Source organism: Mycobacterium sp. NGS69 (assembly GCF_059812165.1).
On sequence record NZ_JCALCD010000006.1, the window covers coordinates 415,304 to 437,116 of the forward strand.

Annotated in this window: 25 protein-coding genes; 14 read left to right on the forward strand and 11 right to left on the reverse strand. The window is 66.2% G+C overall.

What is annotated here, in order from left to right; genetic code table 11:
* The first annotated feature begins 17 nt into the window (after positions 1-17).
* The 5 genes from AC5Y2S_RS20190 to AC5Y2S_RS20210 all read left to right on the forward strand — a co-directional run bounded on the left by AC5Y2S_RS20190 (position 18) and on the right by AC5Y2S_RS20210 (position 3,631).
* The gene (locus AC5Y2S_RS20190; RefSeq protein ID WP_499957902.1) at positions 18-926 is read left to right on the forward strand and encodes an RNA polymerase sigma-70 factor; all 909 of its coding nucleotides are present in this window, start codon (positions 18-20) and stop codon (positions 924-926) included.
* A gap of 4 nt (positions 927-930) precedes the next feature.
* Entirely contained in the window at positions 931-1,737 is an 807-nt protein-coding gene (locus AC5Y2S_RS20195; RefSeq protein WP_499957904.1) for an SDR family oxidoreductase, read from the forward strand.
* Positions 1,738-1,805: 68 nt separating this feature from the next.
* Entirely contained in the window at positions 1,806-2,240 is a 435-nt protein-coding gene (locus AC5Y2S_RS20200) for a protease inhibitor I42 family protein (protein WP_499957995.1), read from the forward strand.
* Positions 2,241-2,283: 43 nt separating this feature from the next.
* A complete protein-coding gene (locus AC5Y2S_RS20205) occupies positions 2,284-2,763 on the forward strand; it encodes a hypothetical protein (RefSeq protein ID WP_499957905.1) in 480 nt (159 codons plus the stop codon).
* 49 nt (positions 2,764-2,812) lie between these two features.
* Complete coding sequence (locus AC5Y2S_RS20210) at positions 2,813-3,631, forward strand: lysophospholipid acyltransferase family protein (protein WP_499957906.1); 819 nt, start codon at positions 2,813-2,815, stop codon at positions 3,629-3,631.
* Here the strand turns inward: AC5Y2S_RS20210 and AC5Y2S_RS20215 are convergent.
* Both AC5Y2S_RS20215 and AC5Y2S_RS20220 read right to left on the reverse strand, forming a co-directional pair.
* Positions 3,628-4,392 carry an SDR family NAD(P)-dependent oxidoreductase gene (locus AC5Y2S_RS20215; protein WP_499957908.1) on the reverse strand — a complete coding sequence of 255 codons (765 nt, stop codon included), beginning with the start codon at positions 4,390-4,392 and terminating at the stop codon, positions 3,628-3,630. The genes AC5Y2S_RS20210 and AC5Y2S_RS20215 overlap by 4 nt on opposite strands.
* Before the next feature lie 2 nt (positions 4,393-4,394).
* Positions 4,395-4,805, reverse strand: a complete 411-nt coding sequence (locus AC5Y2S_RS20220) for a DUF1707 domain-containing protein (RefSeq protein ID WP_499957910.1) — start codon at positions 4,803-4,805, stop codon at positions 4,395-4,397.
* A 64-nt stretch (positions 4,806-4,869) separates the two neighbouring features.
* Here AC5Y2S_RS20220 and AC5Y2S_RS20225 point away from each other — a divergent pair, with 64 nt between their 5' ends.
* Positions 4,870-5,457: a TetR/AcrR family transcriptional regulator gene (locus tag AC5Y2S_RS20225; protein ID WP_499957911.1), complete on the forward strand. Its 588-nt coding sequence runs from the start codon at positions 4,870-4,872 to the stop codon at positions 5,455-5,457.
* Here AC5Y2S_RS20225 and AC5Y2S_RS20230 read toward each other — a convergent pair.
* The gene (locus AC5Y2S_RS20230) at positions 5,403-6,698 is read right to left on the reverse strand and encodes an alpha/beta hydrolase fold domain-containing protein (protein WP_499957912.1); all 1,296 of its coding nucleotides are present in this window, start codon (positions 6,696-6,698) and stop codon (positions 5,403-5,405) included. The genes AC5Y2S_RS20225 and AC5Y2S_RS20230 overlap by 55 nt on opposite strands.
* A 34-nt stretch (positions 6,699-6,732) precedes the next feature.
* Here AC5Y2S_RS20230 and AC5Y2S_RS20235 point away from each other — a divergent pair, with 34 nt between their 5' ends.
* The 3 genes from AC5Y2S_RS20235 to AC5Y2S_RS20245 all read left to right on the forward strand — a co-directional run bounded on the left by AC5Y2S_RS20235 (position 6,733) and on the right by AC5Y2S_RS20245 (position 9,416).
* Positions 6,733-7,377, forward strand: coding sequence for a TIGR03085 family metal-binding protein (locus AC5Y2S_RS20235; protein ID WP_499957914.1), 645 nt, complete (start codon positions 6,733-6,735; stop codon positions 7,375-7,377).
* Between the two features lie 201 nt (positions 7,378-7,578).
* The gene (locus tag AC5Y2S_RS20240) at positions 7,579-7,806 is read left to right on the forward strand and encodes a FitA-like ribbon-helix-helix domain-containing protein (RefSeq protein WP_499957915.1); all 228 of its coding nucleotides are present in this window, start codon (positions 7,579-7,581) and stop codon (positions 7,804-7,806) included.
* Between the two features lie 167 nt (positions 7,807-7,973).
* The gene (locus AC5Y2S_RS20245; RefSeq protein WP_499957917.1) at positions 7,974-9,416 is read left to right on the forward strand and encodes a serine/threonine-protein kinase; all 1,443 of its coding nucleotides are present in this window, start codon (positions 7,974-7,976) and stop codon (positions 9,414-9,416) included.
* Here AC5Y2S_RS20245 and AC5Y2S_RS20250 read toward each other — a convergent pair.
* The 5 genes from AC5Y2S_RS20250 to AC5Y2S_RS20270 form a co-directional block, all read right to left on the reverse strand.
* Positions 9,413-10,792 carry an FAD-binding oxidoreductase gene (locus tag AC5Y2S_RS20250; RefSeq protein ID WP_499957919.1) on the reverse strand — a complete coding sequence of 460 codons (1,380 nt, stop codon included), beginning with the start codon at positions 10,790-10,792 and terminating at the stop codon, positions 9,413-9,415. The genes AC5Y2S_RS20245 and AC5Y2S_RS20250 overlap by 4 nt on opposite strands.
* A 211-nt stretch (positions 10,793-11,003) precedes the next feature.
* Positions 11,004-11,240, reverse strand: a complete 237-nt coding sequence (locus AC5Y2S_RS20255) for a DUF6400 family protein (RefSeq protein ID WP_499957920.1) — start codon at positions 11,238-11,240, stop codon at positions 11,004-11,006.
* 298 nt (positions 11,241-11,538) lie between these two features.
* The gene (locus tag AC5Y2S_RS20260; protein ID WP_499957921.1) at positions 11,539-12,393 is read right to left on the reverse strand and encodes a phytanoyl-CoA dioxygenase family protein; all 855 of its coding nucleotides are present in this window, start codon (positions 12,391-12,393) and stop codon (positions 11,539-11,541) included.
* Positions 12,394-12,414: 21 nt separating this feature from the next.
* Positions 12,415-12,927: a GNAT family N-acetyltransferase gene (locus AC5Y2S_RS20265; RefSeq protein WP_499957922.1), complete on the reverse strand. Its 513-nt coding sequence runs from the start codon at positions 12,925-12,927 to the stop codon at positions 12,415-12,417.
* Between the two features lie 3 nt (positions 12,928-12,930).
* Complete coding sequence (locus AC5Y2S_RS20270) at positions 12,931-13,200, reverse strand: type II toxin-antitoxin system TacA family antitoxin (RefSeq protein ID WP_499957923.1); 270 nt, start codon at positions 13,198-13,200, stop codon at positions 12,931-12,933.
* 218 nt (positions 13,201-13,418) lie between these two features.
* Between AC5Y2S_RS20270 and AC5Y2S_RS20275 the strand changes: the two genes are divergently transcribed.
* Both AC5Y2S_RS20275 and AC5Y2S_RS20280 read left to right on the forward strand, forming a co-directional pair.
* On the forward strand, positions 13,419-14,825 hold the full coding sequence (locus tag AC5Y2S_RS20275) for a CehA/McbA family metallohydrolase (RefSeq protein ID WP_499957924.1): 1,407 nt from the start codon (positions 13,419-13,421) through the stop codon (positions 14,823-14,825).
* A 275-nt stretch (positions 14,826-15,100) separates the two neighbouring features.
* On the forward strand, positions 15,101-16,252 hold the full coding sequence (locus AC5Y2S_RS20280; protein ID WP_499957926.1) for a serine/threonine-protein kinase: 1,152 nt from the start codon (positions 15,101-15,103) through the stop codon (positions 16,250-16,252).
* A gap of 4 nt (positions 16,253-16,256) precedes the next feature.
* Here the strand turns inward: AC5Y2S_RS20280 and AC5Y2S_RS20285 are convergent, their stop codons facing one another.
* Both AC5Y2S_RS20285 and AC5Y2S_RS20290 read right to left on the reverse strand, forming a co-directional pair.
* Entirely contained in the window at positions 16,257-16,433 is a 177-nt protein-coding gene (locus AC5Y2S_RS20285; RefSeq protein ID WP_499957928.1) for a hypothetical protein, read from the reverse strand.
* A gap of 39 nt (positions 16,434-16,472) precedes the next feature.
* Positions 16,473-17,741: a cytochrome P450 gene (locus AC5Y2S_RS20290; protein WP_499957929.1), complete on the reverse strand. Its 1,269-nt coding sequence runs from the start codon at positions 17,739-17,741 to the stop codon at positions 16,473-16,475.
* Between the two features lie 87 nt (positions 17,742-17,828).
* On the opposite strand from AC5Y2S_RS20290, the gene AC5Y2S_RS20295 reads away from it, so the two are divergent.
* From AC5Y2S_RS20295 to AC5Y2S_RS20305, 3 genes are all read left to right on the forward strand, one after another.
* Positions 17,829-18,281 (forward strand): VOC family protein, encoded by a 453-nt coding sequence (locus AC5Y2S_RS20295; RefSeq protein WP_499957930.1) that lies wholly within the window; start codon positions 17,829-17,831, stop codon positions 18,279-18,281.
* 390 nt (positions 18,282-18,671) lie between these two features.
* Positions 18,672-19,196 (forward strand): hypothetical protein, encoded by a 525-nt coding sequence (locus AC5Y2S_RS20300; RefSeq protein ID WP_499957932.1) that lies wholly within the window; start codon positions 18,672-18,674, stop codon positions 19,194-19,196.
* Between the two features lie 153 nt (positions 19,197-19,349).
* Positions 19,350-21,239 (forward strand): DEAD/DEAH box helicase, encoded by a 1,890-nt coding sequence (locus AC5Y2S_RS20305; protein ID WP_499957933.1) that lies wholly within the window; start codon positions 19,350-19,352, stop codon positions 21,237-21,239.
* Positions 21,240-21,360: 121 nt separating this feature from the next.
* On the opposite strand, the gene AC5Y2S_RS20310 is transcribed toward AC5Y2S_RS20305, so the two are convergent.
* Positions 21,361-21,813 (reverse strand): very short patch repair endonuclease, encoded by a 453-nt coding sequence (locus AC5Y2S_RS20310; RefSeq protein ID WP_499957934.1) that lies wholly within the window; start codon positions 21,811-21,813, stop codon positions 21,361-21,363.

Consider the following 21,813-nt stretch of genomic DNA (forward strand, 5'->3'; position numbering starts at 1 on the left):
CGTGGCAGGCTGGCAGGGTGACCGACGTCGCGCAGGACTTCGAGTCTCAGCGGCCGCGCCTGTTCTGGCTGGCGTACCGGCTGCTGGGTTCGGCGAGCGAGGCGGAGGACGCGGTGCAGGACGCGTACCTGCGCCTGCACGGCGCCGATTCGGAGGCAATCGAGTCGCTGCCGGCCTGGCTCACCACGGTGACCACGAACCTGTGCCTCAACCGGCTCTCTTCGGCCCGCGCGAGACGGGAGGTGTACCCCGGCCCGTGGCTGCCCGAGCCGGTTCTTACCGACGACCGGACGCTCGGCCCGCTCGAGACCACCGAACAGCGCGAGTCGGTGTCGATCGCGCTGCTGAGCCTGATGGAGCGGCTCGGCCCGACCGAGCGCGCGGCGTTCGTCCTGCGAGAAGCGTTCGCGTACAGCCATTTCGAGATCGCCGAGATCCTGCAGACGTCGGAGGCGAACGCCCGCCAGCTCTACCGGCGGGCGAAGGAGCGGCTGGGCGAATCGCGGCGGCGGTTCCAACCGGACCGGGGGCAGTGGCGGCGACTCGTCGACCGCTTCTTCACCGCCGCCCGTGCTGGCGACGTGGACGGGCTGGTGGAGATCCTGACCGACGACGTGACGTCGACGGCCGACGGCGGCGGCAAGGTCGGGGCGGCCCGGCGCGTGATCGCGGGCCGCGATCGGATGGCCTACTACGTGGCGCGCGTGTTCAGCCGGAACTTGGGGCCGACGGCGATGCGCCTCGAGGTCGCGGAGGTCAACGGGGAGCCCGCGATGCTGGCGTTCGACGGCGACAGCCTGGCCGGCGTCCTGTGCTTCGAGATCGCGGGGGAGCGGATTGCGGCCCTGCGGGTGATGGCCAACCCCGACAAATTGCGATTCCTCGCCGAGCAGTTGTCACATCCGGCGGGTCTGCCCGGTTCATAGGGGCATGGCGAATCGAATTTTGGTAACCGGCGGCACCGGGACCGTGGGGCGCGTGGTCGTCGATCGTCTGACCGCCGCGGGCAAAGAGGTCCGCGTGGTCAGCCGTGGGCGACGACGGCACCAGCGCGCCGACGTCGAGCACGTCGTCGGGGATGTGCAATCCGGCGTGGGGCTCGACGCGGCGGTGGACGGCGTCGACGCGATCGTGCACTGCGTCTATCCCGCCGAGCAGCTGGTGGCGGCGGCCAGACGGGCGGGTGCACCGCATCTGGTTTACGTCTCCATCGTCGGAATTGACCGCATCCCCTTCGCGCTCTATCGCACGATGCTGGCCAACGAGCGCATCATCGCCGAGTCGGGCGTGCCGTGGACGGTGCTGCGGGCCACCCAGTTTCACGACCTGATCGCATTCGTTTTGCGGATGCTGGCGAAACCGCCGGTGATGGCGCTGCCGTCGGGGCTGAGGTTCCAGCCGGTCGACGTGCGCGACGTGGGCACTCGGTTGGCTGACCTGGCGCTCGGTGAGCCGGTCGGGCGGGCGCCTGACCTCGGCGGCCCGCAGCCGCGCACGCTCGACGACCTCGCCCGCAGCTACCTGAGGATTGTCGGCAAGCGCCGGCCTATCGTTCCGGTTCGGTTGCCCGGCAAGGTGTTTGGCGGGATTCGAGGCGGAGGGCTGCTGGCCCCGGAGCACGCCGACGGGACGATCACCTTCGAGCAGTACCTGCGTGAACAAGTCGCCGCCGGCGAACTGCCCTATCGCGACGCCATCCGCGCGTACTTGCCGGGCCGCGGGCTAACGTTCGTCTAATAGCATTTGCTCGCCTCGGGCCGGCCTGCCGACATAGGCTGCGGGTCATAATGGGGGCGATGACCGTCGTGAAGATCAGGCTCTTGGTGACCGTCGCGATACTCGTTTCATCGACGTTGATGGGCTGCCATTTCGCGTCCCGCAACCCGCCGACCAGCCACACCCTCGAGGTCGCGATGCGCGACGTGCTGAGGCAGAACACCATCACCCAGGACGTCACGCTGGGAGTCGGCAACACGCTGACCGTGCGGTTGGGCTCGAACTACACCACCCCGTACCGGTGGGCGATCAACACAAAGATCGGCGATCCGACGATCGTGAAGCAAACCGGTCACGAGTACGTGCAACCGACGTCCGACGCGCTGGGGGCGCCGGGCACGGAGGTGTGGACGTTCACGGCGCTGAAGCCCGGGAAGACGACGATCTCCACCGCGTACTCGAGCATCGTCGGCAAGGACTCAAAAACGGCGTGCACCTACACGGCCAACGTGACGGTTCAGTAAACGTCGCTGGCAAACAAGTGCGCGCCCGGCTACGGTCTTGACTGTGTTTGGCTTTCTTCGCAATTGGTCCGAGATCGGGAAGCTGCCCGCGCCGCTGCGCGAAGAACTCGACGCCGAGGGTGTCATCTTCAGCGCCGGGAGGGTCGGCGTGAGCCGGCACTTCAGCGGCCACGTGCCGGGCGTCTACTCGGCCACCGGCGTGGCCCGCCACGCGGGCGGGTTCGGCTTCAGCATCGCGCGGGTGGTCGCCACGTTCCCGGTTCGCGCGGACCCCAACCTGCGTTCTATCGATTGCTCATGGGACAGCGACAAGGGGCCGGCGCGGGCGACCATCACCGAGAAAGGCCTGCGGATCGAGATCGACTTACACGGAGTCGATCCCGCCTTTTCCGGTTCGATGAAGCTGAATTATCGGAAAAAGATTCCCGCCGATGTGCTGGAAAAGCTGCCAACGACGACGCTGCGTTTTCGGGTCGACCCGGTATTCGTGTATCGCGCCGCGGGGGTGCGGCCCAAGCCTTAGTTGACCAAATGCCCTATTCGCCGACTTGCGGTCGGCTGAAGATCGGGGTATGAGCGTCAGCCATGCCGATTCGACCGAGATCGACAAATGGGATCGCGGCCTGACCGAGCACGTCGTCGCGCTGACCCGGCCGATCGTCAAGCACTATTTCCGTTCCGAGGTGCGCGGCCTGGACAATATCCCGGCCGGCGCGTCGCTGGTGGTATCGAACCATTCCGGCGGCCTGACCTCGTTTGACCTGTCGGTATTCGCCGTCGACTACTACGACAAATACGGCTACGAGCGCCCGTTGTATGCGCTGGGGTTTGACACGCTGTTCGGCGGGGTGGCCGCCGAATTCCTCAACCGCACCGGGGTGATTCGCGCGACGCGCGAAAACGCTGCCAAGGCATTGGCTTCCGGCGCCGTCGTATTGGTGTTCCCCGGCGGGGATTTCGACGTCTACCGCCCGAGCATGCGCGAGAACGTCATCAACTTCGGCGGCCGGACCGGCTACATCACCACGGCCATGGAGGCCGGTGTGCCGATCGTCCCGGCGGTATCGATCGGCGGGCAGGAAGGCCAGCTGTACCTGAGCCGCGGCACCTGGCTGTCGCGTCTGCTTCGGCTCACCAACTTCGAGCGCAAGCACTTCCGAACCGACATCCTGCCAATAACTTTCGGGTGGCCGTTCGGGCTGAGCGTCCTCGCCCCGGTCAACGTGCCCCTGCCCACCAAGATCGTCACCGAGGTGTTGAAGCCGATCGACGTCGCCACCGAATTCGGCGGGGCCGCCGACGTCGAGCACCTCGACGCGCTGGTGCGCGGGTTGATGCAGAAGGGCCTCGACGCGCTGGCGGCCAAGCGCCGCTTCCCGATATTCGGCTAGGCCTTCGTGGGCTGCAGCATCCGGCCGGCGACGCGCGCCGAGATCGAACTCGGTCCCAGGCGCGCGAAGGTGGACGTGAACCGATTGCGCCACCCGGGCACCACGACGGGGCGCCCCTTGTCCAGGGCTTTCAGCCCGGCGGCAACAACGGGTTCGGGCGCCGCGAGGCGCCGATAGACCGCGGTGTGCGAGACGTCCTCGCCGAGCGCGTCGACAAACCCGGTGCGGGTGGCGCCGGGGCAGAGCGCGGTCACGGTGACACCGGTTTTTCGCGTCTCGGCCCACAGGGCCTGGCTGAGCGACAGCACGAACGCCTTCGATGCGCCGTAGGTGGCCTGATAGGGACCCGGCTGAAAGGCGATGGTGGAGGCCACATTCAGGATGCCGCCGCGCCCGCGGGCCAGCATGCCCGGCAGCACGGCGTGGGTCAGCCGCACCAGCGCGTCGACGTTGACGGCGACCAGCTCGTGCTCGCGGTGCGCGTCGACCTCCGCGAACGGTCCGTAGGTGCCGAATCCGGCGTTGTTGACCAGGATGTCGACGTCTTTGCCGGCCAGGCGGGCGATGAGGTCGTCGGTGCCTTCGTCGGTCCCGAGGTCGCCGACGACGAGCTCGGCGTTGCCGTTGATGCGTTGCGCCACCGCCGCGAGGCGGTTTTCGTCGCGGCCGGCGAGCACGAGGCTGTGGCCGCGTCGGGCGAGTTGGTCGGCGAAGATGGCGCCCAGCCCGGAGCTGGCGCCGGTGATGACGGCGATAGACATTGCTAGACACCTTTTTTCGTGATCGGGCGGACGGCCAGGGCGTGGCTGACGAAGCCGATCGCCGTCCCGAGGATCGGCCAGATCGGCCAGAAGTATGTCATGCCCGTCGCCGCCCAGATGGTGAGAACGATCGTAGTCATCGCGACGAACGCGGCCAGGTGGATGCGCACGCTCGCGCGGGCCTTTCGCGCGGCGGCGGCGCGGCGGCGCGGGTCGGCGCGCCGGATGCGATGCAGCGGCAGGTCGGCGACGAGCTGCCTGAGCTCTGCGGCCGTCTGCGTCTGGAACGCGGCCTGCAGCCGCCGGTCGTACTCGTCGAGCTCCAGGTAGCCATGCGCGAGCGCCTGGCCCAGGTTCGTGGCGGTCCTTTGCCGGTCGATGTCGCCGGCGCGAGCGATGGTGGTGGTTGTCATGGGTCCGGTCCTTCGTAGGGATGTGAATAGCATTAACATAGTACGGAATGTTAATGTCGTCAACATGGCACGTTCGAGCACTTCCGCACGGCGCGACAGCTACCACCACGGCGACCTCAAAAGGGCGCTGACCAGCGCCGCGCTGTCACTGGTGGCCGAGAAGGGGCCGAAGGGCTTCACGCTGACCGAGGCGGCGCGGCGCGCCGGCGTCAGCGCCGCGGCCCCGTACCGGCACTTCACCGACAAGGCCGCGCTGCTGGCCACCGTCGCCGAGCAGGGCTTCCGCGAGTTGCACGCCGAACTGGTCGCGGTGCCCGACATGGACCCGAAGGCCCGGGTGGTCGAACTCGGCCGGACCTACGTGCGCTGGGCCGTCGCCCATCCGGACCACTACCGGGTGATGTTCGGCGCCGACATCGGCAAGGCGGACCACCCCGGTTTGGCGGCCGCCGGGGAGCAGGCGTTCGGCGACCTGGTGGACGCGCTCACGGGGGTTGTCGACGGTGCCGATGCGCGTTCGGTTGCCGCGCCGCTGTGGTCACTGGTGCACGGCGTCGCGTCGCTCGCCATCGGCGGCGAGCTGAGCGCGGTGGGGATTCAGGAAGATCCGGCGGCCATGGTGGCGGGAGTTGTGGCCCGGGTGCTCGCGTAGACCTCGGCCAGGAACTGTTCGACGGCGACGGCGGCGTGCACCGCGCGGGCCGAGCCGAAGATGTCGAAAGCGTGCTGGGTGTAAGGCAATTCGGCGTAGACGACGGGCTGGTTGCTGACTTCGCGGAGCTTGCTGGTGAAGTCGCGGGCCTGCTCGACGAAGGCCAGCGAGTCGTTCGTGCCGTGCAGCACGAAAAACGGGGGAGCGTCGGGGTTTACGTGATGGATCGGCGACGCGGCTTTGAACGTCTCGAGGTGTGTCGACGGCTTTTGCTTGATGATCGATTTGACGAGCAGCCCGGGCATCATCGCGTGCATGGAGTCGTCGAGGCGGGTGAAGTCGTAGATCCCGTAGAAGGGCACGGCCGCCTGCACGCGGGTGTCGGCGTCCTCGAATCCCGGTTGGAATTGCGGGTAGTTGGGCGTCAGCGCGGCGAGCGACGACAGGTGGCCGCCGGCCGAACCGCCTGTGATGGCGACGAAGTCGGGGTCGCCGCCGTACTCGGCGATGTGCTGTTTGACCCAGGCGAGGGCGCGTTTGACGTCGACGATGTGGGCGGGCCAGGTGTTGCGCGGGCTGTGCCGGTAGTTGATCGCCACGCAGATCCAGCCGAGCTCGGCGAGGTGGCTCATGAGCGGATGTGCTTGTCCGCGTTTGTTTCCCGTCGTCCAGGCGCCGCCGGGGATCTGAAAGAGCACCGGTGCCTTGCCGTTCGGGTCGAGGTCGGGGCGTCGCCAGATGTCCAGGTGGTTGGCGCTGCCGAATTCGCCGTAGCTGATGTTGGAGTCGTGGGCGTAGTCGCGGTAGATCCGCATCATCCGCAGCAGTCCGGGCGCCTTGGCGATCCCGGGGCCTTTGGGCCGGCGCCACAGGTCGGCCGAGTCGGTGCGCCTTGACGGTCCGAGGCCGGCGTCGAGTGCCTTGGACAGCGGGACGTTGGCCTGGTGGCCGGCGCGGCTGAAGTTCAGCAGGCCCGCCGCCGACACGGCCGCGGTGATCCAGGCGAGGACCCGCACAGGCCGGTTGAGCCGGCGCTGTGTCAACGCCAGTCCGCCGAGCTGGCTGGCCATTGTCTGCAGCGGCAACTCGGTGACGACCAGGCCGAACAACCACGAGAACAGCGACAGGTAGCCCTTGCGCGCCAGCGGGCGGTAGGCGTTGAGGGTGGACGTGGCGGTGATGGCCGTGACCACGAGGGACGCTGCTTGCCGGAGGTTGTGGGCGAGTCGAGCCTTCTGCATTTCGTCACCATAACCGCTCGTAAGCTATGGCTTCGTGGGTGACGTCCCGCTGGATGCGCAAGAGCGTCGTGAGCTGTGCGATCTTTTCGACGAGCTCGGCCCGTCCGTTCCCACCCTGCTCGACGGGTGGACTTGTCACGATCTAGCGGCTCACCTGGTGTTGCGGGAGCGCGATGTCGTCGCCGGCCCGTGCATGGTGCTGCCGGGTCCGTTCGAGCGGTTCGCGGAGCGGCGTCGCGCCGCGTTGGCGGCGCGCTCGGACTTTGCGGGGCTGATCGCGCGGATCCGATCCGGGCCGCCCATCGGGTTCTTCCGGATTCGGTGGGTGCGCGAGATGGCGAACCTCAACGAATGCTTCGTCCACCAGGAGGACGTGCGGCGGGCCAATGGTCTGGGGGTTCGTGCGTTGACGCCCGCCCTGGACGCCGGGCTGTGGCGAAACGTGCGCCGCGGCGGGCGCTTTTTGAGCCGGCGGCTGCGGGGGTGCGGGCTCGAGGTGGAGTGGGCCGGTGGCGGTGAGCGGGTGACGGTTCGGCCCGGCTCGCCTTCGGCTTTGCTCAGCGGGGCGCCGGGGGAGTTGCTGTTGTATCTCTTTGGACGCCAGGCGGCCGCACAGGTCGAGGTGAGCGGGCCGTCCGAGGCCGTTGCGGCGGTGCGTCGCACGCACTTCGGGATGTGAGTGGCGCGCTGAGTCACATCAGCCACATGCGTCTCTGGAAATGGGCGGCACCATTTTTGTCCACCTCATAGCGACAATCTCCGGCGGCGCCGACAGTTGTCGCAATGAGGTGGACACATTGGCATATCCCTGACTTCTTGTGACGCATGGGATTTGGAATCAGATCCGCTCTTTCGCTGGTTGGCGCACCATAATGGCGCCATGCCTAGCGTGCAGATCAAACACGTTCCGGAGGACACCCACCGAGTTCTGCGTGAGCGGGCCGCCCGCGCGCACCAGTCCCTGCAGGAATACCTTCGAAGCCGTCTGATCGCCGAGGCGGGCCAGCCCACGCTCGATGAAGTTTTGGATCGTGTCGCCGGTTACCGTGGCGGCCGGGTTTCCTTCAAGGGCGCTGTTGAGCACATTCGGGCGGAACGTGGGCTGTAACGCTCGGCGGTGCCGGCGAGACGCTGGTCGCCCCGGAGTTCGTCGACCTCGAGGTGGGCTCGGTGTGGCGTCGGCATATCGAGATCGTCCGCTGACGGGGTTATCTGCGCCCGTGATTCGGGAATCCTGGAGCACACCAGCCGTCGTACGCAGCGAAAGGATGTCAGTTGTTCACGCCTTATCGCCGCACGCGGGTCGGCACCCGGTTCGGGCCCTACGAGCTGCGATCACTGGTCGGCGCGGGCGGAATGGGCGAGGTGTACCGCGCCTACGACACGAGCAAGGGCCGGATGGTGGCGCTCAAGCTCCTGCGCCCCGAGATGGCGGCGGACCCGGGTTTCCAGCAGCGCTTTCGGCGAGAGTCCCAGCTGGCGGCGCGGTTGCAGGAACCGCACGTCATCCCGGTGCACGACTTCGGCGAAATCGACGGGGTGCTCTTCATCGACATGCGCCTGGTCGACGGGGGCAGCCTGAAAGATCTGCTTCGCGAGCGGGGTGCGCTCGACCCCGGGCAGGCGGCGGCGATCATGGCGCAGGTGGCGTCGGCGCTGGACGCGGCCCACGCCGAGGGCCTGGTGCATCGCGACGTGAAGCCGGAGAACGTGCTGCTCACCCGCGACAACTTCGCGTACCTGGTCGACTTCGGCCTGGCTCAGGCGCACGGCGATCCCAGCCTGACGGCGGGCGGTCCGTTGATCGGGTCGTGTGCCTACATGGCGCCCGAACGATTCGACGGCGGCCCGGTGGGGCCGCAAGCCGACATCTACTCGCTGGCGTGCGTGCTCTACGAGTGCCTCACTGGTCAAGCGCCGTTCGAAGGCGCGGAGATCCCGCAGCTGATCGCCGCGCACCTGCAGATGCCGCCGCCCCGGCCGAGCATCATGCGCCGGGGGATCGACAAGGCGCTCGACGACGTCATCGCCCGCGGGATGGCCAAGGATTCCGCGGCCCGGTTCCCCTCCGCGGGCGAACTGGCCAGGGCGGCTTTCGGGATGGCGCCGGCGACCCAGGAGCCGTCGCCGTCGCGCACCCGGGCGTTCTCGACGGTCTACCCCAACCCGGACAACACCGGTTACAGCCCGTATCCGCCGCCGGCGCCGGAGCCGCCGCGGCCGGGCAGCCGGGCGCCCGTCCTCGTCGCCGGGGCGGCGGCGGCCCTGCTGGTGGTCGCGGCGGTCATCGCGGTGACGCTCGTTCTCTTCGGCGGCACGCGCAACAGTGCATCGCCTCAACCGGCGGCGCCCCCGACTCCGTCGACGACGAAGACGCCGTCGCTCTCACAGCCCGTGCAGGGCGCCGACGGCCTGGGCTTCGTCGGTGAGACGGCGCGCTGCGACCCCGGCAGTCCGCCGGCCCTGGTGGTGCGGACCGCCCAGTCGCTCGCGGTGGTGTGCCAAACCGCGCCCGGCAATTTCTACTACCGGGGCGAGCGCATCCGCGACGGCGCCCACATCGAACTGACCGACGCGGTGCGGTCTTCCGACGGGTTCGACGTCACCAATCCGGAAAACGGGGTCCGCTACGAGGTGCGCCCGGAACGGCTTCGGATCATCAGCAACGGGCATGTCGATTCGTCGGAGCCGGTGCTGCAATACGCAAGGGCCACTTAGGGTTCGCCAAAGAGCACGTCCGGGTTGAGGATGCCGGCCGGGTCGAAGCTGTGCTTGATGCGGCGCATGAGGTCGACCTTGACCGGGTCTTCGAGCTGCAGGAAGTAGGGGGTCTTGGCGCGGCCGAGGCCGTGCTCGCCGGAGATCGCGCCGCCCAATTCCATTGCCAGCGCGAGGATGTCGGTCATCAGCCGCTTCTTCTTCGCCGGGTCCTTGCAGATGATGGCCAGGTGCACGTTGCCGTCGCCGGCGTGCCCGCAGCCGGCCGCCGCGCCGCCGGCCGTCGCCGCCAGCTCGCGCGCGGCCGCGAGGAATTTCGGCATCGCCGAGCGCGGCACCACGGTGTCGATGATGTCGTCGGCGCCGATCGCCTTGGCGGTCCAGAACGCCTTCTCGCGCGCCTCGATGAGCTTGCGTGCCGAAATCCCTTCCAGCACATAGGCGTCGACGGCGCCCAGCTCGACGACCAGCTCGCCGGCCCGCTCGACGTCTTCGTCGAGCCGTTCCGCGGTGCGGTTCTCAAGTGCGACAACGAGATACGCCTGGCAGCTGTCGCGCACGTTGTCCGGGACACCGAGCTCCAGGTTCTGGGTGTGGACGAGCGCGGCCATCGTCATGTTGTCGATGTATTCGAGGATGTAGGGCGCCAGGCCGCTGGCGAGGACCTGGGGCACTGCCTCCATGACCTGGTCGAAGTCGGCGAACGGGGCGAGGACCGTGGCGGCGTGGTCGAGGCGCGGGTGCAGCTTGACGATCACCTCGGTGGCCAGGGCCAGGGTGCCCTCGGAGCCGACGATGAGCTGGGTGAGGTCGTAGCCGGTGGAGACCTTGGCGATCTTGCCGCCGGTGCGGATGATCTCGCCGGTCGGCAGCACCGCCTGCAGCCCGAGCACGTTGTGGCGGGCGATCCCGTACTTGACCGCGCGCATGCCGCCGGCGTTGGTGCCGACGTTGCCGCCGACGCTGGAGGACAGCTCGCCCGGCTGCACCATGTAGCTCAGCCCGGAGTCGACGGTTGCGGCGTCCAGTTCGGTGAGTGTCACGCCGGGTTGGACGACGGCGACCTGGTTGGTGGTGTCGACCTCGAGGATCGCGTTCATCCGCTCGAATGAGATCAGCAGGCCGTCCTCGCGCGGGATCGCCGCGCCGGACAGGCCGCTGCCGGATCCGCGGGCCGTCACCGGGATCTTGTTTTCGCTGGCGGCTTTGAGTAGCTGCGAAACCTCTTCCGCGGTGGCCGGTTTGGCGACGTACGCCGGCTTTTGCGGCGCCGTCGTCAATACCTCGTCGTGCCAGTAGTCCTCGGGAATCGCGTCGCCCGCGAGCAGGTTGTGCTCGCCCACGATTTCGGAAAACCGCGCCGTGATATCGCTCATCGCGATCACTCTAATAGGCGGTTACCGGGTGTCTGCGCTCCAGAGATGACCGCAGGTCGGGCACTGCAGGTGCACCACCCAGGCCCGGTTGCTCAGCAGGTACTGCCAGTGGTTCGTGCAGTTGCGCGGGCCGCGGCAGTCGTCGCAGTGCCGGCCGTGGTCGCATTGCGGGCAGGGCAGCCAGGCGCGTCGGCCGCGATCGGCGTGGGGATCAATCGGTAACACGGTTCGCCGCCCGATCCGGGAGCACTCCCGCAGCGACCAGCTCGTCGTAGATCCGCTGCTGGTCGTCGTCGAGCCCGCTGTAGAGCCGGTCCCAGGCGCGCCCTTCCTCCGCGAGCACGTGGACGGGATCCCAGTCGTCTCCGATCGCCTCGAGGACGGCGGCGCGCCGACGCGCTTCGTCGAGCGTCAAGTCATATGCGAAATCGGCTGGATTTTCGGACATGGGTCTCCCACGGATTGGAATTGTGATTGCGGCGCTGGCGCCGGGCACTCGGCTGGTCAGGGCCGGGAGGTTTCGCAGAGACTAACCGAGCGTGACGGGTCCGGAAACTTGAACGCGGGCCAGATCACACGCGTTCGCGTCGCCTGTGCGGTCGCCGCTGGGCGTTCCCGGTGTCGCTGTGCACAACATCACACTCGCGACAGCTCATGAACGCGACACTGGCCCGACGGCCGTGCGCGCGGCGACTACCGCATCGAAGAGTGGATCCGCCGTACTCCGACACTGGCGTGCTGACGTCTCACGGCTGGTCTAGCAACCGGATGGGGTGCAGGCCGTCGACGGCGCCGACGAACGGCGGGTGGATGCTATAGCCGATCATGCGTTGCAGGTCTGGCGAGAGCGTTCGCGCCATGTCGCGCGGGATCGACAACGTGAACGCCTCCATCGGTCGCAGCCACGGTTGGCAGTATTGGGCCGTGATAGCGAGCCGTGAGCGGTCGGTCGTGTTGGCGCCGCCGCCGTGCCACAGGGTTCCGACGAAAAAGACGCACGAGCCGGCGGGCATGACGACGGGCAGCGCGGGATCGTCCGGGCCGGGCGGACGCCTGCCCCAGCGATGGCTGCCGGGCAGCACCACGGTGGCGCCGTTGTCGGCGGTGAAGTCGTCGATCGCCCAGATCGTCGCGGCGGCCAGGGGAGCCCGCGGCCGCGGAATCGGGTAGAACCCGTCGTCGTGGTGGGGCAGCTGCGGCGACTCGCCGGGTTGAATGTTGATGGCCTGCAACGCCGAAAGCAGGTAGTTGGGCATCAGGAGTCGATCGAGCAGCGCCAGCACCCGCGGGTGGTCGACCAGCCGGTCGCACACGCGGGTTCGGCTCAGCACGCTGTAGATGCGCTGGGTGCGGCGTCCTTCGAAGGCGTTGCGTCCGGTGTGGCCGAGCCAGGGCATGACGGTGTCGCGGATGCGCTGGCATTCGTCGGCGCCGAGCAGGTTCTCCCAGATGACATAGCCGTCGCGGTCGAGAGCGGCCATGTCGGCGTCGACGATCGCGGGGTCGACGGACGCGCCGCCGCTCGGTGTCCACTTATGCCGGCCCGCCAGATCGCCCTTGAGGTCGTCCAGCGTCGTGACCGGCTCGTCATCGATGCTCATATCCCGACCCTGACCCCAACTTCACTGAGGGTCAAGGTGCCCGAGTGCTTTCGCCGCCGTGGACACTTTCATGACCAAACGACGCTCGCGACTCCTGACCGGAACAAAGTGGTAGTGCTCGTAGAAGGATTGCGCCTCGTCGTCTATCGCGTCAACGACGATGAGCCGGCCGCCGCCGATTTCCGATGCGGCGACGACTTTGCCTAGTGCGTCGAGAAGCAGCTGCTCGCCATATCCCTGACCTCGAAGCGATGAGTCGATCGCCAGGCGAGCAATCAAATATCCGGGTATGCGGGAAAAGCCGCCGGCCATGGATCGCGAGAGCCCGTCGTCGTTGCGTACAACCTCGGTAGGACAGATGGCGAAGTAGGCGCGGACTTGCTGCTCGCCGACCGGGGTCCACACGTAGACGTGTGCAACTCCGCTGCTGTTCGCGCGACGGGCATGCGCGATGAGCCAGTTATTCAGCGATTCCTTACCGCAGTCGAATCCTTCCAACGCGTGGGCATCAGTGAGTCGCGCGGACTCGAACACTGGTCAACGCCTTGTGAAGACCGCCGGTTTGCGTGCGGCTGCCGCCAGCCGCGGGGCGTCGTCAGCGGCTTCGAGCGAGGACATCAGTTTGTCGAACTGTTCGGGCTCCATCCCCGTCACCAACTCCTGACGCAGGACGTCTTCGGCCCGTTGCATCGCGGCTTTCCGCACGAATTCCGACGTCTGCTCATGGACAAGGTTGGCGGCACGCTGGATGCGGTCCAAGGTCGCTTGCTCCGCGCGAAGCTCGATGCGCTTCGTCTTGACTGCCACAGCGCCGCCTCCCTCTTCCCTAGGTAGATCATTGCTCGCCACCTGATTGTACGGCGAATGTACGTACATTGCTAGTGACGTGCAGCAAGGGGCTGGGGCCGCCTGAGTAAGTCAGCTTTTAGATGACAGTGGCCCGACGGCACGCGTTCGCGTCGAAGTAACGGGTGGTTACTCCTCGGTGCGGGATGCTGGGCGGGTACCGAAAGGGGAGGACGGCCGTGAGCATCGCGACCGGGCAGCGCGAGGGCCAGGCGATCCAGCTGTCGTTTTCGGGCCGGTTCGGGTTCGGGATCGACCAGTGGGCCTACCTGCCGTTCGAGGTGCCGTTGGGGGTCCGGCGGATTCGGGTCAGCACGTCGCACGACCGCTTCGCGGTGGGCGGGCCGATCCGAAACGTATTGGATCTGGGCATGTTTGGGCCGGCGGGCCACGAGCTGGGCAATGCGGCCGGATTCCGTGGATGGTCCGGAGGGGCCCGCGACGGCTTCGTGATCTCCGCCAGCCACGCGACGCCGGGCTACCTGGCGGGCCGTATCGAGCCGGGCCTGTGGGCGGTCGCCCTCGGTCCGGTGGTCCTGAGCCCGTGGGGCATGGCCTGGGAGGCGCGCGTCACGCTGGAACGCGGGCAGTCCGGCCCGGAAAGCGGCCCGTTGATCGCGTATCCGGCGCCGTCCGTCGGGCGGGCGGGCTGGTACCGCGGGGACCTGCACCTGCACACCGTCCACTCCGACGGCCAACGCCATCCGGATGAGCTGGTGGCGGCCGCGCGCGAGAGCGGGCTGGACTTCATCGTCTCCACCGACCACAACACCAACTCCGCCAACCGGGTGTGGCCGGCATGCCGCACCGGCGGGGTGTTGGTGATTCCCGGCGAAGAGGTCACCACTCGGCACGGGCACTGGCTCGCCGTCGGCCTGCCGCCGGGCGGCTGGGTCGACTGGCGATACGCGCCGCGCGACGGGGTGTTCCACCGTTTCGCTTCCGAGGTCCGTTCGGGCGGTGGCCTAGTGATCGCCGCGCATCCCGCCGCGCCGGTGCCGGGATCGTTGTGGGAGTTCGGCTTTGACCACGTCGACGGGCTCGAGGTGTGGAACGGCCGGTGGAACCTCGACGACGAAGTGTCGCTGCGCATTTGGCAGCGGCTGCTGTGCGAGGGCCGGCGCGTCGTGGCGGTCGGTGGCAGTGACTCGCATGCCCATCAGCAGGCGGTCGGTTCGCCGCAGACCGTCGTGCACGCGCGGGAGCTGTCGACGCCCGCGCTTTTGGATGGGTTGCGCCGCGGACGGTCGTACATCGCCCGATCACGCGCTGTCACAGTGGAACTCACCGCATCCTGCCCGGGCCGGGGCGCCGGTCCGGGCGAGACGCTGCCCGTGCCGCCCGAGACGCCTGTCAGCGTCACCGCCATGGTCACCGGCGCCGCCGGCACGAGCGCCGCCCTGATCACCGCGGAGGGGTGCGTGGGCCGGGAGGCGGTGACCGGGCCGGCGCGGACCATGCTGCGGTGGGAACTCGACGCCGCGTCGGCGCGCTTCGCGCGGTTGGAGATACGTGAGGCGCAGCGGCGCCCGCTCGGCGCGATGGTCGCGCTGACGAATCCCGTGTGGCTCGCCGGCCAGCAATGACGGCCACACCGTCGTTGGTGTGTGCCAATCCGCGCCCCGATGGCGCCAACCCGGCCGACGGCACCCGTTGCGAAGTGCGCCCCGACCGGCTAAGGATCATCAGCTATGGTCACGTCGACTCCTCGGAGCCGGTGCCGCAATATGCCTCGGCTGTTTAGCGGGCGTCGGCAGCGGTTATCCCGATCCCGCAGGGGGGCACCTTTCGGACAGGCGGGATCGACACGGAGCTCGAAGGGACTCAGCCTCACCGCGGCGCCGGCACTGACGGAGTGCGGATGGTGCCGGGTGTAGTCGTTGGCGGCGGTCGTTACGAGCTGCGCGGTGTTCTGGGCCGCGGTGCGATGGCCGAGGTGCGCGACGGGTGGGACCTCAAGCTGAGTCGCCCCGTCGCGATCAAGCTGCTCTATCCCGGGGTCACCGCCCGGCCGGACACCCGACCGCGGTTTGAGGCGGAGGCGCGCGCGGCCGCCCAGCTGACCGGCCGGCACGTGGTCGTGGTTCACGACGTCGGCGAGCACGACGGGTTGCCGTTCATCGTCATGGAGCGCCTGCCGGGTGTGACGCTGGCCGACCACATCGCGCGCGGGCCGCTACCGCCGGCATTCGTACACACCGTCCTCGACGGCGTCCTGCACGCTCTCGCCGAGGCGCACAACGTCGGCATCATGCACCGCGACGTCAAGCCGGGGAATATCTTGTTCACCGCCACGGGCGAACCCAAGCTCGCGGATTTCGGCATCGCCAAGACATCCGGCGCCGCCTACACCATGACCGGCGAAATCATCGGCAGCATGGCCTATCTCAGCCCTGATCGACTCACGTCCCGGCCGGCGACGGTGGCCGACGACTTGTATGCCGTCGGCGTGGTGGGTTATGAGGCGCTGACCGGGCGGCGGCCGTTCCCGCAGGAGGACCTGGGTGCGTTGGCGCATGCGATCCTGCACGAGTCGCCGCCGCCGCTTGCCGCGCTGCGCCCGGATGTGCCGCCGCCCGTAGCCGCGGCGATCGAACGGGCGATGACGCGCGACCCGGCGTGGCGGTTCGGTGAGGCCAATGCGATGCGGGCAGCGTTGGCCGGCGCGGCCCCGCCGCCGGTTCCGGTGCGCCTCGGCACGGGGACCCGTGTGATGGAAGCACCGCTCCCCGTCCTGACGGGCTATACGCCCGCGGGCCTCATGCCCGACCATCGACGGCGCAGGCTGTGGGTGGCAGCGATTATTGCCGCGTTCATGCTGGCGCTCCTCCTGGTCATCATCAACCCGCCGTTCTCATCGGGGCCCCCGCCACAGCCGGCCACTACCAGCACACCGTTGCCGCCACCGACGACCGCCACATCCGCCGTAAGGTCCAGCATCACCCCGATGCCCCCATGGGCGCCGCCACCGCCGCCGCCGGGCAAGAAACACAAAGGCGGACAAGGCGATTGACCGGTTACGGTGTCGCGCTGAGGTAGTTCATCGCTCGCTGCAACGTGGCATCGACGTTGTGCCCGTGTTCATGGGCGATGCAGGCATCGACAAGCATCCACAGTGCTTGGTAGAGCGAAAGGCGCCATGCGTGTTCTCCGGCGGGGCGGTAGGCCTGAAGAAGCAGGGAGATGTCTTGCACTTGGCCTCGTGGTCATCATGACGACCACGTGCAAGTCATTTACCAGGCGCGTGACGCGCCCGTGCTCCCGCCCGGGGTGAAGGTGACCGGCAGCTTGCCCAGCCCGGTCATGCTCGGGTTGCCCAGGTATTGGTGGACGTTTTGGACGTCGACTTGGTAGTCGGGGATGCGGTCGAGCACCGCCTTGACCATCACCTCGGACATCAGGCGCGCCAGGTGCGATCCGATGCAGCGGTGCGGCCCGAGCCCAAAGGCGAGGTGGCGGTTGGGTGTTCGGTCCAGGATGATTTCGTCGGGTCGGTCGAATTCCTGCTCGTCGTGGTTGGCGGAGAGCCAGCTGATGACGACGCGGTCGTTTTTGCGCAGGTGTTGGCCGTTGAGCTCGACGTCCTTCGTGACGGTGCGGCTCAGGGTTTGGTTGACCGAGAAGTAGCGCAGGAATTCGTCGGTCGCGGTGCGGTACAGCTCCGGGCGGTCGATGAGTTGTTGACGCAGCTCCGGGTGAGTGCCCAGGTGCAGCAGGGTCAGCGCGGTCTGCGAGGTGGTGGTGTCGACGCCGCCGGCGATGAGGTTCCACAGGATGTTGAGCAGCTGCTCGTCGGTGAGGCGCTGGCCGTCGAATTCGAACTGGATGAGGAAGCTGGTCAGGTCGTCTGTCGGGTTGCCGCGCCTGCTGGCCGCGAACTCGATGACTTCTTGCATCATGGCCGGGACTTGCGAGATGGCGTCGATGTACTCGGGGCTGTCCTGCGGGATGGCCATCATGGAGTGGAAGACGTTGGCGTAGAGGTGCCAGTTGTCGTGGGGCAGGCCCATCAGCTTCATGGTGAGGACGGCCGGGACCGGGCTGGCGTAGTCGAGCACGAGGTCCATCTGTCCGTCTTCGATTTTCTGGTCGAGGAACTCGTGTGCCTTTTGTTCCATGAACGGCTTTAGTTTCTGGACGGCTCCGGGGGACAAGAACGGGGCCAGCGCGTGCCGTAGGGCCAGGTGATAGGGACCGTCGATCTCGCCGATGCCTAGGGCCGGGTGACCTTCGGGCCGAGGGACGCCCATCTCGCCCTGGTAGTCGACGCCGTCGTCGGCGTTGGGCTCGTATTTGTGGGCGAAGGTGTCGCCGTCTCTTGCCGCTTGGCTTACCGCGGCGTAACTGCTGAGGAACCAGAAACCGTCGTAGTTGGTGTTCCAGGCGACAGGGCACTTGTTTCTCAGGTCGGCGTTGGTGGCCAGTTCGTTGAGGTTGTATTCGTCGGAGTGGTGGTCGAAGTCGACGATTGCATCGGGGGAGACGTCGGGACGGGTTGTCATCTGGAGGTCCTCCACCGGGACGGGCGCTCTGCTTTTTGCACTATCTTTGCATTATTACGCTCATGGGTTCTGCCGAGAAAGGCCGCGATGAGTAGTCACCGGACGACCTTCAACCATGTCGGATTGTGCGTCTCCGATCGCGAGCGGTCGCGGCGGTTCTACGAGAACGTGCTCGGGTTTCAGTTCTGGTGGGAGCTTGATCCGCCCGACGGCCCCACCGCACAGCTTGTGCAGCTTCCCGAGCCGCTTGGGGTGCATGCGACCTACTTGCTGCGCGACGGGTTTGTGCTCGAACTCATGGACTACTCGAAGCGTCAGGTTCACGCCGGGTCGGAACGCGTCATGGATCAGATTGGGCTGACACATATCTCGTTTTCGGTGTCCGATCTTGCTGGCGCATTGGAGAAGGTCGCGGAGTTCGGGGGAGCGGTGGTGGACGGGACCGTGACCGAGGCTATGGCGATGATCCGCGATCCAGATGGGCAGCTGCTGGAACTGCTTTCGGATGGGTGGCTGGCGGCACTGCCGCCTCGACCTTAGAGTAAGCCCGTTAGGGTGTAGGCGGGCGACGGCCCCTTTCGTTTCCATCGTCGCTGGCTGGCTTGGGGTTCGTTCGGACCGGGTCTTCTTTGGAGGGCATCATGTCGGACGACGCGCTTGCAGCCAGCCTTCGAGATTGTGGTAGGTCGAGACGCTGGAACTGCCTTTGACAGGCCGCCTCGGCCGGAGCAGCCGAACATGTCGGCATCTCGCGAGGCACGGCTATGCAACAACTGCCTTGCATAGGGCGTTGCATGATTGGGCACACCGTCTGCAGCAGCGCGGAGGGCTGAGCCGGTGGTCGGCAAATCGGTTGTTGATTTCGTCTGCGACGGTTGAGGCCGGGCAGGAGAGGGGAAGCTTGTGCCTTACGACAAAGACGGTAACTACATGTCGCTCGACGCGGCGATTGATGCGTTTCTGCCTTTCGCATTCGACGAGCTAGTCAGGACTGCAAAGGTCTACAACGCCGTCATCACTTACAAGGAGTTGGCTCAGAAGGTTAAGGAAGCCACAGGTATTCGGTATGACGCCCAGCTCTATTGGCTTGGCAGGTTGCTTGGTCCGCTCGTGGCACGGTGTGCGAGGGAAGGCTTGCCGCCCCTCACGTCCCTGGTCGTGCATGCGGAAGGAACAGTCGGCGCCGGCTACCGTGAGGTTCTCGAAGTCGCGGGCGAGCCGGTGCCGGATGATCTTGACGTTCTGGACGATCACGCCGCACTGGCCCGCTTTGAGTGCTATAGATTTTTTGGCGCGGAACTCCCGCCCGGTGGTGGAAAGCCGACACTCACGCCACGAGCGAAGGCCGCTCGGGACCACAAGCGGGCGCAGGCCAAGCGGGACGAGCCGCCGAAGGTATGTCCGACATGCAACACAGTTCTCCCTGCGACTGGCATGTGCGACAACTGCGCTTAGATAGCTCCTTTGACCGGTTGGACCGCAATACAAGCACCGGGAACTTCACTTGCCGGTTCCACCATCCCCGTTATCTTCCCTAACGCTCTTCTGCAAACTACGGCCTGCTCCTGCGGGTCGTTGACGGCGGCAACGATGTCATGGACTCGGGTCATGGTGGTTCACACCGAGTGGCTCGGCGTCGGACTCCATTTACAGTTTGCCCGCACGCGGTATCCGGTGATAATCGCCTGGGAGATTTGGTGTGCTGCCTGTCGAGAGGACACGGAGATGGATTCAAACCACTACCCGGGCGAGGTGAGTCGCGAAGATCAGGACCGCATGATCAGGTACCTCAAACGCATCATGACTCCGCGGGATACGAGAGCGGCCCTTGGACGGTTTTCGAGATACAGTTGGGGACGCTCTATCGAATGGATCGTCGCTGCAGCCGAATTGGAGGGACATCCATCCAAGACGCTGCAGCTTCCGGATAACAGCCTCGTTGCGTTGTTCGTCGAAATGGCAGGCGCTGATCTGCTGAGCGACCGCGGGCTCAGGAGGGTAATCGCCGATAACTGTGGGCAGTTGCGTTTGCAGCAGCTGTACGACTATCAATCAAGTGTTCGTCCCAGACGAAGCCATCGGTCCCAGGTTGAAGCAGTGGCTCGACGAAAATGGCATCCCGGAAAGTCTTGGGCAACGCATTTCGTACATACCCTCCGCTTTCCCCTGGCATATGCAGGATCGAAGGGTGAACAACCTCCACCCGACACGCTTGACGTGGAACCGTGCATCACGCTCCCCGCTTTGAGAGATTTTCAGCTGGAGCTGCAAGAGCAGTTGATCAAAGTCCTTAATCGTCGGCAGGACGGCAACCGCGCCATTCTCACGCTTCCCACCGGAGCAGGTAAGACGCGGACCACCGTCGAAGCACTACTCCTCTGGCGGCAATCGCAGCCTGAGCCTCAAATGATTCTCTGGATTGCGCAGAGTGATGAGCTCTGCGAGCAGGCAGTCCAATCATTCAGAGAGGTCTGGTTCGACTTTGGTCATCGCGGCCAGCCCTTTCGGCGGACGCTTACGATCGGTCGTTTGTGGGGAAACCGGAACGCGATTCCCTTCGAATGCGGTGTCGTGGTCACGACCATCCAGAAGCTGCATGCTGCAGCGCGGGGCAGCGGCCAGGCGATGACGCCCGAGGAACTTGAGGTCATCGGACAGAGCGCCGCAGTAGTCGTCATCGACGAGGCTCACCGGGCGTTGGCGCCGAGCTACGGCGAAGTCCTCAACTTATTGGGCATCAGCTTTCGCCGTAAGGAATCCCCCACGGGCCTTATAGGCCTAACGGCCACGCCGCGCCGCGCCGGTGCGGATGAAACCATGAGGTTGCGTCGGCGATTCCACAACCGCATACTCAGCGCCCCGAGCTTGGGTCAGGACCCTGTTCAGACCCTGAAAGGGCAAGGCATTCTGTCAAGAATCGAGTACGAAAGTTTGGAGTATGACGCCCAACGGATCGAGTTGTCGGACAATGCGGTTCACAATCAGTACTACGTAAATTTCGAAGACGTACATCCAAGGGTGCTCAGAAGGCTAGGCGAGGAGCACCGTAGAAACCGACGCATACTAAAGCGGCTTCTCGAGCTCGACCCGCGATGGCCGGTCCTTCTCTTCGCCTGTTCGACTCAGCACGCACAGGCTATGGCTATCCTGCTTCAGCGCGGTGGTCGTTCTGCTGCATGTGTGCTCGGCACAACAAGACCGGCGACGCGTCGAGCCCTAATCGAACGATTTCGCGGCGGCAACTTGTCGGTGCTTTGCAATTACGGAGTGTTAACTACGGGTTTTGACGCGCCGAGTGTTCGCTGTGTGGCGGTTGCCAGGCCAACGGCCAGTCCAATCCTCTACGAACAAATGGTGGGACGAGGGATGAGAGGACCCGAGTTCGGAGGAACCAAGCAATGTCTGGTGATCGACGTTGATGACAACATCCGATGGCGAAACGAGCGAGCGACCGTCGAGTATCCATCGTTGGAGCTTGAGATGCGGAACGCGCGATGAGTTCGGCCGCCAGCTTCGATAACTGCATCCTGCGTTGACCCCGAACCCGACCTTGTCGCAGTCGCCGACGCGCGCCACCCAGTGGGTCGATATCGATACCAGCACGGCGGGCAGAGCGCATTCAATCGAGGTCACTGACCCTGGGACCCCGCGCGGCGTTCACGATGGTTTGGACTGCGTCTTCCGTAGGAACGTGCTCCCAAATCCTCAGCACCGTCCACCCTTCGGATTCAAGTGCCTCAGTCTGTTCGCGGTCGCGTGCCGAGTTGCGTTCGAGCTTGTCTTTCCAGAACGCTCTATTGCTGGACGGGATCTGGCCATGCTCCGGGCACAGATGCCAAAAACAACTATCGATGAATACCGCAATCTTCGAGCGGGTGAATGCGATGTCGGGTCTGATAAGGCGTCCCGCGATGCGGACCGGATAATCCTTTCGATACCGAAGCCCGCGCCGATGGAGAAGCGATCGCAGACGAAGCTCGATCTTGGTGTCCGACCGCCTGACAGCCGCCATGTTGCGCGACCGTTGCTCTGACACAGCTCTTTCGAGCGCGGACGGATCGAACGCAGACAC

Excerpts from the sequence above, each read along its gene's own strand:
- AC5Y2S_RS20280 (WP_499957926.1), top strand. The coding sequence starts at position 15,101 with ATGGTGCCGGGTGTAGTCGTTGGCGGCGGTCGTTACGAGCTGCGCGGT.
- AC5Y2S_RS20220 (WP_499957910.1), bottom strand. The coding sequence starts at position 4,805 with ATGACAACCACCACCATCGCTCGCGCCGGCGACATCGACCGGCAAAGG.
- AC5Y2S_RS20215 (WP_499957908.1), bottom strand. The coding sequence starts at position 4,392 with ATGTCTATCGCCGTCATCACCGGCGCCAGCTCCGGGCTGGGCGCCATC.
- AC5Y2S_RS20195 (WP_499957904.1), top strand. The coding sequence starts at position 931 with ATGGCGAATCGAATTTTGGTAACCGGCGGCACCGGGACCGTGGGGCGC.
- AC5Y2S_RS20300 (WP_499957932.1), top strand. The coding sequence starts at position 18,672 with ATGTCGCTCGACGCGGCGATTGATGCGTTTCTGCCTTTCGCATTCGAC.
- AC5Y2S_RS20260 (WP_499957921.1), bottom strand. The coding sequence starts at position 12,393 with ATGAGCATCGATGACGAGCCGGTCACGACGCTGGACGACCTCAAGGGC.
- AC5Y2S_RS20255 (WP_499957920.1), bottom strand. The coding sequence starts at position 11,240 with ATGTCCGAAAATCCAGCCGATTTCGCATATGACTTGACGCTCGACGAA.
- AC5Y2S_RS20250 (WP_499957919.1), bottom strand. The coding sequence starts at position 10,792 with ATGAGCGATATCACGGCGCGGTTTTCCGAAATCGTGGGCGAGCACAAC.
- AC5Y2S_RS20240 (WP_499957915.1), top strand. The coding sequence starts at position 7,579 with ATGCCTAGCGTGCAGATCAAACACGTTCCGGAGGACACCCACCGAGTT.
- AC5Y2S_RS20295 (WP_499957930.1), top strand. The coding sequence starts at position 17,829 with ATGAGTAGTCACCGGACGACCTTCAACCATGTCGGATTGTGCGTCTCC.
- AC5Y2S_RS20305 (WP_499957933.1), top strand. The coding sequence starts at position 19,350 with ATGGTGGTTCACACCGAGTGGCTCGGCGTCGGACTCCATTTACAGTTT.
- AC5Y2S_RS20225 (WP_499957911.1), top strand. The coding sequence starts at position 4,870 with ATGGCACGTTCGAGCACTTCCGCACGGCGCGACAGCTACCACCACGGC.
- AC5Y2S_RS20290 (WP_499957929.1), bottom strand. The coding sequence starts at position 17,741 with ATGACAACCCGTCCCGACGTCTCCCCCGATGCAATCGTCGACTTCGAC.
- AC5Y2S_RS20230 (WP_499957912.1), bottom strand. The coding sequence starts at position 6,698 with ATGCAGAAGGCTCGACTCGCCCACAACCTCCGGCAAGCAGCGTCCCTC.
- AC5Y2S_RS20210 (WP_499957906.1), top strand. The coding sequence starts at position 2,813 with ATGAGCGTCAGCCATGCCGATTCGACCGAGATCGACAAATGGGATCGC.